Origin of the sequence: Shewanella sp. H8, assembly GCF_040285065.1 — a bacterium.
Taxonomy (GTDB): Bacteria; Pseudomonadota; Gammaproteobacteria; order Enterobacterales; family Shewanellaceae; genus Shewanella; species Shewanella polaris.
Map to the genome: position 1 here is coordinate 4333261 of NZ_CP157213.1, position 15178 is coordinate 4348438.

Consider the following 15178-nt stretch of genomic DNA (forward strand, 5'->3'; position numbering starts at 1 on the left):
AAGCGTTAAAAGTAACAACCACCGATTGGGCGGGGACATCCCACGCTATCCTTGTTCAAATTTAGATAAAATAGAATAATACCAATGACAAAATCTAGATTTGATGACGTAACCTATTAAACCTCAACGTTATATTAATATTTAATAATTAGAACCCATATCTCTATTTTAGAATAACCTTAGCTCTTCTGTTCCTGCTTATCGGCTAACCACTGTACAAACATTTTAATAGTTGGCATACGTTTACTTGAATGGCCCATAAGCTGGGTCATGGCATAACTAAACTGATAGTACATTTCTGCATCGTCGGGGTGTTTTTGTGCATCGTCACTATTAATCATAGCGCCACGCAAATAGTCACAAAGCAACTCATTACGATTAAACCCCCCAACGTCACCAATCTCGGTTAGCGTTTGGGTATTCCATTGCTTATATTGTGAACTCAAGCACTCAAAACGGTCACGGTAATAATCACCAGCTTGTATTAATATTGACTCATTAGGAATCACTCTAGCAATGACAAAAGATTGTTCAAGTAAGATGTGGTACAAACGTTGGCAATGATGAAAAATATACCGTAAATAGGGATCACTATATTGCTGCGTATCGAGTTCAGCTTGCGTTAACCAATGGCGATAATCGGCACAGGCAACAGCTACAATTAAGTCGGCCTCTGAGGAAAAATGATTATAAATAGTGCCTTTAGATATCTGGCTTGCTTGGACTAAATGCGAGCGACATAAATCAAAGGTTTTGTGGCCTTTAAGGCACCGTTGCGACACTTCAATTAAGTAATTACCACGTTTTTCCCAGCTGCTCATATCCCCCCCCTATTAAGATATAGATGAAATCTTTTCAACTTCACATTTACACCATAGCAAGCTTTGTGGATAGCGCAAATTGAGTAATACTGATACCACTATGAACTTATTCAATAGCCCATGTTAAAAATTGAATTACTTGAAAGTTTTATCGCTATCGCTGAATGTGGCAACTTGTCTAAAGCAGCCGATAAAATTTGTCGTACCCAATCGGCATTAAGCCTACAAGTTAAAAAACTTGAAGAAAGTGTCGGTAAGTCTTTACTGATAAGGGACAACAAAGGCGTCACCTTGACCGAGTCAGGTGAAACGCTGCTTATCTATGCTTATAAAATGATGCAACTTAACTCGCAAGCACTCGATGAGTTAAAGGAAGGTCAAAACCATGAGGTGATCCGCCTTGGTGTGCCTACCGATTTTATAAAATGCTACCTAAACAGCTTCTTATTAGAATTTATCCGTGAGTTTACAACTATAGAGTTAGTTATTGATACCGACGTGAGTGGCAATTTATTCAAACGGCTGCATCAAGGTGAATTTGACGTTATTGTAGCGACTCACTGGCAATTACCAACAAACGGTGAATTGCTATTTACCCGTCGCTTTCATTGGGTTGCTGCGGCTAAAGGAAATGCTCACCAGAGAAAAACCTTTCCCGTAGGATTATACCCAGAAAACTGCCCTATTCGAGCCCAAGTATTTGCTAATCATCAACTGTCTATGCGTCCTATCAAAGTCTTACTGTCCACACCATCACCAGAAGCGTTATGCATGGCAGTAGAAAATGATTTAGTGGTTGCACCTGTAGCCGAATTTAGAATTAACGATCAAATGCAGATTTTAGATCCTATTGAGTACGGCTTACCACCACTGCCTGTATTTAACGAGTCGCTTTACCTCAATCCAGACACTCAAACACCTGCAACGATACAATTAATTAATTTAATTAAAGCCAATGTCGAACGCAAAGGCTATAAGCTCTACTAGCCCAGCCTCAAAACCTATACGTTCAATAATGCCTTACAGCATAAAACTGCCGAACAAAAATGCCAACAACACACTCGATACAATAGTCACTACGCCTGGGACCAAGAATGGGTGATTAAATACCGCTTTACCTATTCGAGTTGACCCCGTGTCATCCATTTCGACCGCTGCCAATAAAGTTGGGTAAGTCGGTAATACAAATAATGCACTCACCGCAGCAAACGATGCGACAGCGGTTAATGGGCTCACGCCAATAGCTAACGCCGCAGGCATTAACGCTTTGGTTGTCGCACCTTGTGAATACAACAACATTGAAGCAAAAAATAACGCCACAGATAACAACCAAGGTTGGTTTTGAAGTAAGGTGCCTGCAACGTCTTTTATTTCATCAATATGGTTAGACACAAAGGTGTCGCCTAGCCATGCCACACCCAACACACAAATACACGCCGACATACCAGATTTAAATGTCGATGCATTAGAAATCTTACTGGCGTCGATACGACAAAACCAGGTTATGGCTGCTGCGGCTGATAACATAAACAGCATAATGGCCACATCTCTCGACAATACAGGATGGGTAATCAAACCCACTTTATCCGATATTGCGGTGGCATAAGACATCACAGCCACAATCGCCACCAAAAAAATCACTACCGACTGTTTAGCTCTAGGCTGAAGTGTTACTTGAGTCTTGCCTCGGATTTTGACTAATCCATTGGCTAAACGTTGTTGATAAATAGGATCTTGTTCCAGAGGTTTACCAAACATTGACGCCACAGCCGCGCCAATTAAACAGGCAATAAATGTTGATGGGATACACACGGCTAACAGCACCAAATAATCCACACCATAGGGTTCCAATATACCCGATAAAAACACTACGGCCGCCGAAATAGGTGAGGCCGTTATAGCAACTTGTGAAGCAACAACGGCAATAGACAAAGGCCTCGAAGGGCGTATCCCTTGTTCTTTGGCGACTTCGGCTATCACGGGTAAAGTAGAAAAAGCCGTATGGCCTGTACCGGCAAACAAGGTCATTAAATAAGTAACAATTGGTGCTAAAAAGGTAATGTGTTTCGGATGTTTTCGCAGAAACTTTTCGGCTATCGACACCAAATATTCCATGCCCCCAGCTTCTTGCATTGCAGCAATAGCAGTAATAACCGACATAATAATCAACATCACGTCGATGGGTATTGCGCCAGGTGTTAACCCTAAGCCTGCGGTGAGAATTAACACCCCAACACCACCAGCAAAACCAATCCCCATGCTGCCCATTCTTGCACCAAGATAAATGGCCCCAAGCACAATTATTAACTCTAAAATCATCATAAAATAAACTCAATATTAAACATTATTCGCTGCATTTAAATTGCAGAATATAGATCAGCACAGTGCCAGAGCGGAATACTAGCTTGTTAAGCTTTAGGGAATATAGATATGGATCAATTTACTGAATACTGCACAGATTAATTGATTATCAAGGTCAAATTTCACTCATATAAGTATGATTAAAAAGTATTAAATATGTTGATATCTAGAGGGCGTTAATGCTTTCCTATGGGTCTGTTTAACCAAGCAGACTCGCTTGTTAAACTCATAGAAGTCGAACTACATTTATATTGAGTCATATTCCATCGCACTTCACAATGCAGCGGAAAGACTGAAAACACCCGCTACATGTTACTAGCGGGTGACAGCAAAAACAGATCAATGTTGACTGACTTTAAAGGTGAGCTGCCAGAGGGGGGCATTGGCAACTCTTAAAGTCATATTGCTATTTTTTGATTAGAAATAATATGCCACGTTAATATTAAACCGATGTTCCCAATCATCATTAGCCTGTTTTAGACCTAAACTATTACTACCACCTAACCAAACAACATTTTTAGCCGTATAGTAGTCTACATATGTATATAATTTTTTATATGAAATTGCGACGCCTATTGTGTTGAGCAATGAATCATCGAAACTATTATCATCAGTGTCAGGCGTTATCATACTGAAGTCATTATAAACCTTAAAACTCCCCCATGATGTTTTGAAATTCTTCGCAATATTAGCTGTATAGATTTGGCCTTTGCTGGCAACTTCAAAAGAGTATGACAACATACCAACACCAATTTTATTGGTATCAACTGCGCCATCATCATACTGATCAAAATCAAAATCTAAATACTGTAACTGTACATTCCAATCACTATATGTAAAATCTGCATGAGCAGCATAGTTAAACGTATCACCACTTTCGCCAGCATCAGAATTATATAATTCGCCATATTCTAAAGAAACACCCAACACAGTCGTTAAGTCACCGCTTGTCATTGTGTAACTCTGTCTTAAATCGAAGGTATTGTTTTCTTCATTATTATACGTTGTACCATTAATTGTTCCAGAAGCTATGGTACCAGCAAAGTCTCGATAATCATTTCCGCCATAAGCGGATTTTTGAATAAATGATGCTTCAGTTAGCCAACCATTATTTTCATATTCAGCACTAAGGCCCATGCCATAATCATCTTCAAAGCCCATATAGTAATTAAGGCTGTACCACCAGTTATGCGAAGTATAGTTTTTATTACCAAATGGCTTACTAATTAAACCACCTTTGACAGTAACGTCTTCGTTCGCTTCCCAATATGCATAACCATACTTTAAAAAGTCATAGCCTTTCATAAAGCGATATTCTGCAACGACGCCTATATTTTCAAACTTATCTTCGACTTTTATACCAAATAAATTAAAGTCGAAATCACCACTTTTATCTTCAGATGCATCACTATATTGTTTGTAACTATAATTAGCTCTTACAGAACCACTTATATTCAATCCATCTTCAGCGGCAATAACTGGATTTAGACCAGAGGCTAAAATAGCAGCACCAATCGCTAAACCTAAATATTTCTTTTTCATAACACCCTCAAACTTTTATTTATTTCTTAGAATTCTTGTATGGATAAATATTAAATTTATAATATTTATCCATTTAACAGGCGATGGTTAACATGTTCATCGCCAAAAAATGATTACACTATTACCATTTCATTTTGGTCAAATCACACTGGATAACTTCATTACTGTGAGCAGGAGTTCCAGGGTTTTTAGCTGACTCACAAAGCAATGTGGTGCCATAGTCATTACGTTTGTCATTAGCATTACTTCTTGCCCAGACAGACACTAGCGCGCGCTCTTCTGGTTTGGCTTCGCAACTACCATCGACATGGAAAGCATGGATGGTATTTTGGTGTAAATACACGAGAGGATCTTGTTCTGCACTGCCTGATTTCCACTGGCTTTGAGCATTAAATTGATCAGCATCAAATTGTACAGTTCTTACTTTATCGTCTTCACGCACTGTAGTGACAAGCTTAGAATCTTCACGCACTGCGAAAGTTGTAAATTCATTAGTACAAGCAGGAAGTCGCATGTTGTAATAAATTTCTGATATTGCATGATTATGGTATGGATATAGGGTGTCGACCGACTGAACCGTCATGCCAACTTCCGCACCAACTTTTTGTTTATTAATTTCATCTATACGAAGTAAGCCCCAATGACCAAAAATTTCCGCATAGGCATAACCGCCACGTATATTATTGAAATTTTTATCATTGCGTTTACTTTCTTCTGCATACATTGGGAACCAACCCGCTGCAGCCCATAAGTTAGGCAATGCATTAGCACTGATATCGGTTGGGAAGGCTGAAGGCATTTTCACCTCGTCACCGGTGACCATTTTTGCAAAGTTTTTAGTGAACTCTTGGCCAATTTTACGGACATCTTTATTAGTGACTTTTGTATCAAAAAAGCTCTCAAATGTTGTACGTTTAAGCCATTTAGCAACCGGAGAGTTTTGTTCTAATTCTCCACCAGGACTGTATATCCAATTAACATCTTCACGGGCACCAAAACACTTTTTAGCTTTATTTGGGTTATTGATAACTTGGTAAATGTTTTTAACCATTAACTTCATATCTCGACGATCCATGATGCACATGTTTTTACCGCCGTCGGTAGAATCATACATAGCTTCGTCGGAATTTAAGCACTCACTGTTTTCACTATTAGTTAATGCTACTGCATATGATTCTAAATATTGCAGTGTTTCATTCCATAATATATCAACATATTTCTGATCTTTTTTATCATACTGTGGTTCATCACCTAAACAGGTGAACTCAGCATTATTAATATCATTGGAATCTAAAAAATTTGGTAAGTCACTTGCCATAGCAGAGCTAGACAACATCATCATAACGAACAGCGCATTATATCTCATAACATCTCTCTTGCTTTATTATTAACGTTAGCAAGATATTAACGATGGAATTGATTCCAAAAACTTACATTCAACATACTTATTAAATATTAAATATTAAATATTAAATATTTAATATTAAATATTAAATATTAAATATTAAATATTAAATATTAAATCACAATTAAAATATGTAATTAATAGAAAGCAACGACAGATTAATTAATATAAACACATAAACTTTAAAACAAATATTAAACGAAGTTTATAAACAAAAGCCTAATTAACGCCACGATTAACAAGAATATTATAAACAATAAAAAACTAATTTAACTTTTTAAATTAGCCTTAAAAAAGAACTTTAAAATTAATCTTAAAGTAATTAAAAATAAACTAATAAAAAGCTGCATGTTAATTATTTAACATACAGTTTTTTTACTAAATTAATATCTTATTAAATTAGCTTACCCCTTATAGCCTTCAAATTTAAACGTATGGCAGCTATTACACAATGGTTGTTTTTTAGGTGTATGCTCGCCATGACATTCTTGGCAAGGTACATCTTTTCCATAGTGAAGATTGTTATGTGGGTTTTGCCACTTGTCTTCTTCATTAGCTGGCATCGTTTGCTTAGCTAAGTCATCAACATCATGGCACTGCAAACAGGCTTCGTCTGATGGGAACTGCTTGATGCCATTATCATGACAAGTTTTACAGTCATTACCGATAACATCTTTATGGTAATCTCTTATTTCTGTGGCTTGAACTGATAAACTGGCTAGGCTAAGTAAGGCCAGTGCAAGCATAATTTTTAATGTTTTCATCAATAACTCCTCTTGTATACTGGTCTTTACTAAGCTTTCATCATACTACGGGCTGCTGTCATGCCCATCACCATACATTCTGGGATAGAACAACTACCTAAACGACTCACGCCATGAATACCACCACTGACTTCACCAGCAGCATAAAGACCCGGAATCGATTGACCAGTCAAACTATCTTTCACTTCGGCTTTAGTATTAATTTTTACGCCACCTTGGCAGTAATGTACTTTTGGCCATAAACGCACCACTGTAAATGGCGCTTCGATCAATTTGTTTTTCGCCATAGTCATATCTTTAGCAAACTGCTTGTCTTCGCCGCTTTTAACAAAGCCATTGTATTCAGCAATCTGTGCTTTCAAGGCTTCTAAAGGTACATCAAAGTGTTTTGCCAACTCTTCGATTGAATCAAACTTCCAACCGACATTGTACTTAATCACTTTTTCGGTATTTGGATGTACTTTTGAATCGTTATAGCTGGTGATCAAAATCGGTGGTAATGCATTACCTTTTTCATCACGGCAGCTTAATTCAGCATCAGCACGGGTTTTACGATCGGCAATTTCATTCATGAAACGCTTACCGGTTAAACGGTTAACCGCAATTGAATGTGGGAAGTTGAAAATAGAGTAGTTAGATACGTAACCAAAGCCACCTTCGTCAGGTGAAGCCCAAGGACCTGACTGAATATATGCCAAATGCACAGGAATAGCCCCTAAGCGGAACATTTCAAGCATACCCTCACCGGTTGCACCGGGTGCATTGGTACAACCCACTTCTGAAGTTAAGGTTGGGTCTTGTGCCATACGTAAATCAACATTTTGCCCAAAACCGCCAGTAGCCATAATCACACCGCGTTTAGCGCGAATGTTCAACACCTTACCAGGTTGATTTTCTTCAAAGTGATAATTGGTACGCATTTTAACACCAACGACTTCACCTTTATCACCGATGAGGAACCCTTCAAATTTTGAACGGTTATGGGTATTAACGCCAATACGTTTACACTCTTTATACAAAGGTTGAGTAATACCTGCGCCACAACTAACAGCTGTTTGATAGGTACGCGCAACCGAATGACCGCCTAATTGTTGTAAATATGGATGATACTCAGCACCAACATCTAAGGTCATTTGTAATGCTTCAAGTGCGTGAGATGCAATATGGCGTAATAAAACTTCATCAGCGACACCACGGCCAGATAAAATCTGGTCAGCAACCATACGGTCTACCGAATCTTTAACGCCTTCTTTCTTTTGCATCGGCGTGCCTGGTGCGGCAAAAAGCCCACCGTTAATAGCCGAGTTACCACCAAAATATGACATTTTTTCAAAAATATGAACGTCTTTTGCACCCAGTCTGGTCGCTTCAATTGCAGCTGCTAAGCCAGCAAAACCAGAACCAATAATGAGTATTTCAACTTCTTTGTCCCACTTAACACCGTCAGCCTTTTCAGACATTGCCATTGCTGGTGCTACCATTGCTGCACCTGCAGCAATACCTAGACCTGCAATAAACTTACGGCGCCCTAATAGATCTATATTGCTCATAGGTTATCACCCCTTTTTATATAATTGACGATTCATCATATCTTTGGAATCAATTCCAAAACGGGAACTATTGTTAATGTTTGGTGAAAAGAACAACGAATATCGACTAATCAATTATAGGTAGGACTTTCAATAAAATTACTGCATAGGGTTACTTTTGGAACTGAATCCATATTGTGAGTTACCCTGCATAACAACTGGTTAAATATTTATTTAATCGATATGATTAACCCTTTGAGGACGACCTCAGCCTGACATGCACCACATTTCATCGACAGGTATTCACATCGGGGACGGCCCCATCTGCCATCTACACAGAAGAGCCGCTAAATATGTTTCTAAATAGCTATAACACCACACTGGTTACGCCATTATTCATGCGTCGCTTTTACCATGATGTGTATCGGGGTTTACTGGCCATCTTGATACTACTGCCGATCACCGCCAATGCGACACAAATTGATACCTCATCGAATAGCCCGGTAACGCCACAAGTTCGGGTTGGACTGCACGGCATGCTGTTGTTTGGCAGTGAATATGGTTTATTTGCCTCGCATTTACCGATGTTTCACACTCCACATAATGCCCAAGTCGTGTTACAGCTAACCTTTGATGATCCTCAAATCAACACAGCAGTAATCAACGGCTTAACGTTATCAGCAGCTAGCGGATATCCGATTTGGACCATAGTGCCGCAACAATTTGACCTATCAATGTTATCTCCCGCTCACCCAAACCATATCAATCATTTAAGCGTCGATATTGTTAAAGGCCATTTTGAACGTGGCGGAGAAATGCAATGGAAGAACCAAGGGCTAACCGTGGCGAGGGTGTTAGTATTCAATGAATTAGATACCCAGTTTGAGCTACAAAAAGCCAACAACAATACTTACCTTAAGATTAATAATACCCCTGACGATAAGGTACAGTTTCTCGTTAAACGCCTGACGACTCGACCTGATGCCGATCACATTGTACGCCTCGATAATGTCGGCAATAGCTTACCCGCAGAAATTGTAATTCCTATTGATGCGGCAAACTTATTTAATGATGAAGCACAACTGCATGCAGCTTTGCCTGATACTGCACCTAAAAACACGACTTTATCAGCCGCAAGCACAAAGCTAAAAACCACTAGTCCAATGACTACGGTTTCAAGAGTGTATATAGAGTTGGATGAACTAAAATGATCTACAAAACGATTGCGGTTTTCCAGCATCACCTTTCTGAAGGCATTGGCAGAATTGCACTGGGGATTAACTCTACAAAATAAGTAAAAAGTCACTTAATACTTAGCCCTATGTTTGGGCTAAGTATTGCTCGGCACTATATGACTACAGCATGTTTCACTACTGGATCAGGAGTCCACATGAAACCAATAGTCATAACACCAGTAACCAGCAATACCCCAAATAGCAGCAATGCACCGCAACACGGTTGGCTCAATAAAGTGCCCGAAATAACATTGATTTTTTGGGTCATAAAAATGATGTCAACTACTGTAGGTGAAACCGCAGCAGATTATCTTAGCTTCCATCTTCACGTAGGCATGATTAATACCAGCATCATCATGGGAGTATTTTTACTTTTCGCCTTATGGGTGCAGCTTAAACAAAGCCAATATCGCCCAGGTGCATATTGGAGTGTTGTGGTGCTTATCAGTATTTTTGGCACCTTAGTCACCGACATTCTCACAGACAAACTCGATGTGCCTCTACCGGTATCGACAGCGGTGTTTAGCGCATTATTAGCGGCAACATTTGCATACTGGTTCAGTAAAGAACGCACCTTATCCATCCACTCCATTGTCACTCTTAAACGTGAGCTATTTTATTGGTTGGCCATTCTATTTACCTTCGCACTTGGTACTGCTGTGGGCGATTGGGTATCGGAAGATATGAATGTAGGTTATGGCATGTCGGCAATCGTATTTGGTGGGTTAATTACGCTGATAAGCTTAGTCTTTTATCGCTTCAAGGCGAATGCCGTATTGTGCTTTTGGCTAGCTTATATATTAACTCGTCCACTGGGTGCATCTATCGGCGACTTACTGTCACAACCCATTCGTAAAGGCGGCCTAGGGTTTGGTACCACCAGCACCAGCATTGTGTTTTTAGTGATTATTATTGCACTTGTGGCATACCTAACCGTTCGCACCAAACAGCAAAAAAGCCAATAATCTATCAACATAAGTGAGCATCGATATGGACACACTACAAAAGCAGGCGCTGACTAAAGTGCCACAAGTCACCTTAATATTTTGGTTGGTAAAAATACTGGCCACCACCTTAGGCGAAACGGCAGGAGATGCTTTATCAATGTAGCTTAACCTCGGCTACTTAGTTAGCTCAGTTATTTTTATCGGTTTATTCGCGATAGCGGTAGCAATACAAATTCGCAGTAAACATTATTCTTCGAGTATTTATTGGGCCACCATTATCGCTACAACAACGGCTGGCACAACGATGGCTGATTTTGCCGACCGCTCATTAGGCATAGGTTATACCGGTGGCACATTGTTACTGGTGAGCTTATTGTGCGTATCATTTTCAATTTGGTACGCTTCTGCAGGTAGCCTGTCTAATCAGTCGATAAACAATACCAAAACCGAATGCTTTTATTGGGTGACAATTTTACTGTCGCAAACCTTGGGTACAGCGTTAGGCGACTGGACAGTAGATAGTGCAGGCCTTGGTTATGATGCCAGTGCGTTAATATTTGGTAGCCTGTTATTAGTGTTATTAGCTGCCTATCTTTGGAGCTCAATATCTCGCACTCTGTTGTTTTGGCTAAGCTTTATTTTAACCAGACCTTTAGGTGCCGTGGTGGGTGACTTTTTAGATAAACCCATTAGCCATGGTGGATTAGAATTTAGTCGCTTTAGTGCGTCGGCCGCATTACTCTTTGGTATGGTGTTGTGTTTAATGCTATTTAAGCAGCAAGCCGCGACAACACATCATTAATAAAGACTTTTCATTTTATGTCATTATGTCCGATTGAGGTGCTATGCGTATTTTATTAGTAGAAGACGATAAAATGATTGGCGATGCCATGCAAAGCGCCTTAAAAGATGTCGCCTACGCGGTCGATTGGATATGCGACGGCGAAGCGGCCTTACACAGTTTACGTTGCCAGCAATATGATGTGGTGTTGCTCGACCTTGGCTTACCGAAACTGGATGGTTTGCAAGTAATGCAATATATTCGAGCTCAGCATCCCGCACTGGCGGTGATCATTATTACCGCCAGAGACAGCCTAGAAGACCGAGTCAAAGGGCTCGATTTAGGTGCCGATGATTATCTCGTTAAGCCCTTCGATATAACCGAACTACTGGCACGTATTCGTGCAGTAACAAGGCGCAGTGCCAACCAACATACATCTGAGTTAACCAATAATATTGTTTGGCTAAACCCAGCCACACATGAAGCCAAAACCCTCACTCAAGATAATATTTTACTTTCTAACCGCGAGTTCGCCTTACTGCAAACATTGCTTATTCGACCCGGCTCGATTCATTCAAAAAGTGATTTAGAAGAACGAATTTATGGCTGGGGTGAAGAGGTAGAAAGTAATGCGGTAGAGTTTTTAATTCATTGTTTGCGTAAGAAATTGGGTACAGAAACCATAAAAAATGTCAGAGGTGTAGGATGGATGGTGTCAAAAAACGCCCCAGTAACTCGTTAAAAACACGCTTATCTTATTGGATTTCAGCGGCCATTTTGTCTGTTGCGGTCATAGCCGCCAGCTTTACCTTTAGCAGTGCCTTTGAAGAAGCCCATGAGCTCCAAGATGATGTATTGCAACAAATGGCAGTGTTATTTGACCATTACTCGCTTACGCTAAACGACGGAACACTCACCCCGTTAAGCCAAGATCAGTTGGAGTTTCAGGTTTCAGTGCAGTTATTGGGTAGCAACCCAGCAAGTAATGCCTTAGCCCAAAATACCCTAGCCTTGCCGAGCAATTTAACCGATGGATTTCATACGGTGAATTTAGCCACCCAATCTTGGCGAGTGTTTGTACGCACATTGTCATCCACTCAACGTATCGCCATCGCCCAAGATACTGCTATTCGTGACGATATTGCGTTTGAAACCGCGCTGCATACTCTGATGCCATTGTTAGTATTAATTCCGCTTTTACTGTTATTACTGGGGTATATTCTAGGTAAAATTCTTGGCCCGATTAGTATTTTAGCCCACGAAGTTGACCGTCAAACTGAGCACGACCTACAGCTAATTCCCACCACTCAATTGCCGAGTGAAATTGTGCCCTTTGTTGAGGCAATTAATCGTTTACTCAGCAAAAATAGCCAGGTTATTGCTAGCCAAAAGCGTTTTATTGCCGATGCAGCTCATGAATTAAGATCGCCCATAACTGCACTGTCATTACAGGCACAACGTCTTCAGCAGACAGAGTTAACAGACGATGCGCGCCAAAAGCTTAATGCACTACAAGCCGGAATAGGTCGCAGTATTCACCTACTAGAACAACTATTGTCGATGGCGCGTCAACAAGATAACAGCGTCCAACAACCTCAAAAAATATCATTAAAAATGGTGTTCGTTGAGGTGATTGAAGATCTATACCCACTGGTAGAAGCGAAAGAGATTGATTTGGGCTTTAGCCAAGATAACGACGCCGAACTCAATGCCAATCCTGTTCGTTTAAAAACCTTAATTCACAACCTTATCGACAATGCGATTCGCTATACCCCAAATGGCGGTAAAATTGATTTAAGCATTACTAAAACAGATCAATACATTGAGATGACCATCAAAGACACAGGTCCAGGTATCGCCACAGATGAAGCTCTAAAAGTGTTTGAACCCTTTTATCGAGTCTTGGGCAGTAACGAATATGGCTCAGGTTTGGGATTAGCGATTGTGGCGAGTATTGTGCAGCAAATGGACGCAAAAATTAGCTTAGCGCCAACCGATGCCGTCAATAACTGCGGGCTTTGCATTACAGTGCGGTTTGCTCTTTAACAGGACTGAGGTGCCGTTTAATCACGCCTGTTATACCGCATCAACTTATGCAGATGCGGCATCAACAAAGGTCAAATTAGCCTTGATCTCCCTCACATAAGTTACGCCCAGCGGCATAACAACTTGGTTGCCGCGGACACACTGCTCCTCGCGAGCAAATTAACTGGGCATCTTTTTTAATGCCTCGCTCAATCCAGTTAATATTAAGAATTTTTGCAACGCTGGTGAGATCTTTTTGAATATGCTTAGGAATAGCGACGGCACCACCACCGGTAACACAAGCTTGCTTAAGATCGTTAGCAATTGATTGGGCATCTTTTCCTTGCGCTTCGATAGCTGGGTTTAAATCTATTCCGGCACATAACACATGCGGATTACCTGCTGAATCATCAACCTTTATTGATTCGCAACAATAAATCCGCGGTTCATTACCGACATTTAAAATCGATATTTGTGCAGAGGTACCTTCAACTGGCTCGTTGATCATCCTAAACACGGCCCAATGTTGACACGGATCTTCTACTAAACGCATGTTGCCCCAAGGCAACGGAATACCATTGCCTCGATAAACCGCTTTTAACTTACCCGGTGCGTAAGCATCAAAATAATGCCAGTGTGGATAAGGTGACACTACCGTCATACGGCGCATGGCTACTGATGCCGACACTTGCAATTGTTTATGCACGCTAATTTCATAACCATGACGGTCGAGTAATTGCCGGAACGGTACTTTAGGGCAAAGTAAGGCACCCGCAAAAAAGCTCGATTCAAAGTCTCGCCAAGCATGCAAAATATCTTGTGCATTCAAGGTGTTGGATTGAGGAATAAGTGCGTCATCAAAGTCATCGCGACGACCTGACATCATCACACTTTTTAAGCCATCTTTATTATGCAAAACGCAATGGCCTATGTGCACAGCTAAATCGTATTTCAATCTGCTGGGTCTATTTTTCAAGACTTTACTGATATAGATAGTGCCTGGAGGTTCAAAAAATGAGGTCACCAATTGCTTAGAGTTGATGCCCATTTCGTTGATAACTTCTTGCGGAACACGGTCGATCCATTTAATTTTTAAGCCCACGCCTTTGGCTATATCCAAAATATCTTCGGTAGCAAGTGGCATCCGTTTTAAGCCGACTTCTTCTGCGGCGCGTTCTAAATCAGGAAAATGATTTTGATGGTGTTCTTGGTGGGCGCGAATAAGCAAATGGGCAAATTGACGCCCGCTGGTCCCTGTTTGCGACAGCATTTCAGGAATAGCAATTTGAAGTATGTCATTAGAAAACAAAAAACTCGGCTCAAGCGGCATACCACTAATGCCACCTTTGTTGCCTTTTTCGGGGGTAATCGCTTCATCGTCTGGCACATCATCCAGAAACCAGTCCACTTCTTTTTGAAATACAGCCGCGATTACCGCCAACATAGCGGCGCTTGGGACTCGTTTTCCGCGTTCGATCATCGACAGGTATGACACAGACGGTGCATTTCCTGAGTCGACACGTACACAACGGGCAGACAAGTCTTCCATGGTTAAGTTATTGCGTTTACGCAAGTTTCTTATCTTTGTGCCCAAAAAATGGGTCTTTCGCATTAAGCTTTTTTCATTTCTCATTTTGTATAATTCACACTGTAAAATTTTTATTGTGAAATTGTTTGTAAAAATAGCATAGACTAAAAATCAAGCTGCGAACAAGACTTAATGATAAACAATAATTAAAAATGTTTTCTGACCTACGACAATACGAAG

General features: G+C 40.4%; 12 protein-coding genes and 1 pseudogene. 6 read left to right on the plus strand and 7 right to left on the minus strand.

The window, feature by feature from the left end; all coding sequences use genetic code 11:
• Positions 1–179: 179 nt before the first annotated feature.
• Entirely contained in the window at positions 180–821 is a 642-nt protein-coding gene (locus tag ABIS04_RS18920) for a TetR/AcrR family transcriptional regulator (protein ID WP_350432077.1), read from the minus strand.
• A 120-nt stretch (positions 822–941) separates the two neighbouring features.
• On the opposite strand from ABIS04_RS18920, the gene ABIS04_RS18925 reads away from it, so the two are divergent.
• Positions 942–1808 (plus strand): LysR family transcriptional regulator, encoded by an 867-nt coding sequence (locus ABIS04_RS18925; RefSeq protein ID WP_350432079.1) that lies wholly within the window; start codon positions 942–944, stop codon positions 1806–1808.
• A 33-nt stretch (positions 1809–1841) separates the two neighbouring features.
• Here the strand turns inward: ABIS04_RS18925 and ABIS04_RS18930 are convergent, their stop codons facing one another.
• The 5 genes from ABIS04_RS18930 to ABIS04_RS18950 all read right to left on the minus strand — a co-directional run bounded on the left by ABIS04_RS18930 (position 1842) and on the right by ABIS04_RS18950 (position 8443).
• Entirely contained in the window at positions 1842–3143 is a 1302-nt protein-coding gene (locus ABIS04_RS18930; RefSeq protein ID WP_350432080.1) for an anaerobic C4-dicarboxylate transporter, read from the minus strand.
• Between the two features lie 456 nt (positions 3144–3599).
• Positions 3600–4724 carry a hypothetical protein gene (locus ABIS04_RS18935; protein ID WP_350432081.1) on the minus strand — a complete coding sequence of 375 codons (1125 nt, stop codon included), beginning with the start codon at positions 4722–4724 and terminating at the stop codon, positions 3600–3602.
• A 121-nt stretch (positions 4725–4845) separates the two neighbouring features.
• Positions 4846–6090, minus strand: a complete 1245-nt coding sequence (locus ABIS04_RS18940) for a hypothetical protein (protein ID WP_350432082.1) — start codon at positions 6088–6090, stop codon at positions 4846–4848.
• A gap of 443 nt (positions 6091–6533) precedes the next feature.
• Positions 6534–6893: a cytochrome c3 family protein gene (locus ABIS04_RS18945; protein WP_350432083.1), complete on the minus strand. Its 360-nt coding sequence runs from the start codon at positions 6891–6893 to the stop codon at positions 6534–6536.
• Positions 6894–6922: 29 nt separating this feature from the next.
• On the minus strand, positions 6923–8443 hold the full coding sequence (locus tag ABIS04_RS18950) for a flavocytochrome c (protein ID WP_350432084.1): 1521 nt from the start codon (positions 8441–8443) through the stop codon (positions 6923–6925).
• 332 nt (positions 8444–8775) lie between these two features.
• Between ABIS04_RS18950 and ABIS04_RS18955 the strand changes: the two genes are divergently transcribed.
• From ABIS04_RS18955 to ABIS04_RS18975, 5 genes and pseudogenes are all read left to right on the plus strand, one after another.
• Entirely contained in the window at positions 8776–9633 is an 858-nt protein-coding gene (locus ABIS04_RS18955; protein ID WP_350432085.1) for a hypothetical protein, read from the plus strand.
• A 179-nt stretch (positions 9634–9812) separates the two neighbouring features.
• Complete coding sequence (locus ABIS04_RS18960; protein WP_350432087.1) at positions 9813–10622, plus strand: hypothetical protein; 810 nt, start codon at positions 9813–9815, stop codon at positions 10620–10622.
• A gap of 25 nt (positions 10623–10647) precedes the next feature.
• Positions 10648–11406, plus strand: a pseudogene (locus ABIS04_RS18965) (hypothetical protein).
• Positions 11407–11449: 43 nt separating this feature from the next.
• On the plus strand, positions 11450–12127 hold the full coding sequence (locus tag ABIS04_RS18970; RefSeq protein WP_350432089.1) for a response regulator transcription factor: 678 nt from the start codon (positions 11450–11452) through the stop codon (positions 12125–12127).
• Positions 12091–13431, plus strand: coding sequence for a HAMP domain-containing sensor histidine kinase (locus ABIS04_RS18975; RefSeq protein WP_350432090.1), 1341 nt, complete (start codon positions 12091–12093; stop codon positions 13429–13431). The genes ABIS04_RS18970 and ABIS04_RS18975 overlap by 37 nt, the downstream gene beginning before the upstream one ends.
• A gap of 76 nt (positions 13432–13507) precedes the next feature.
• Here the strand turns inward: ABIS04_RS18975 and ABIS04_RS18980 are convergent, their stop codons facing one another.
• Positions 13508–15043 (minus strand): DUF3612 domain-containing protein, encoded by a 1536-nt coding sequence (locus tag ABIS04_RS18980; protein ID WP_350432091.1) that lies wholly within the window; start codon positions 15041–15043, stop codon positions 13508–13510.
• Positions 15044–15178 lie beyond the last annotated feature (135 nt).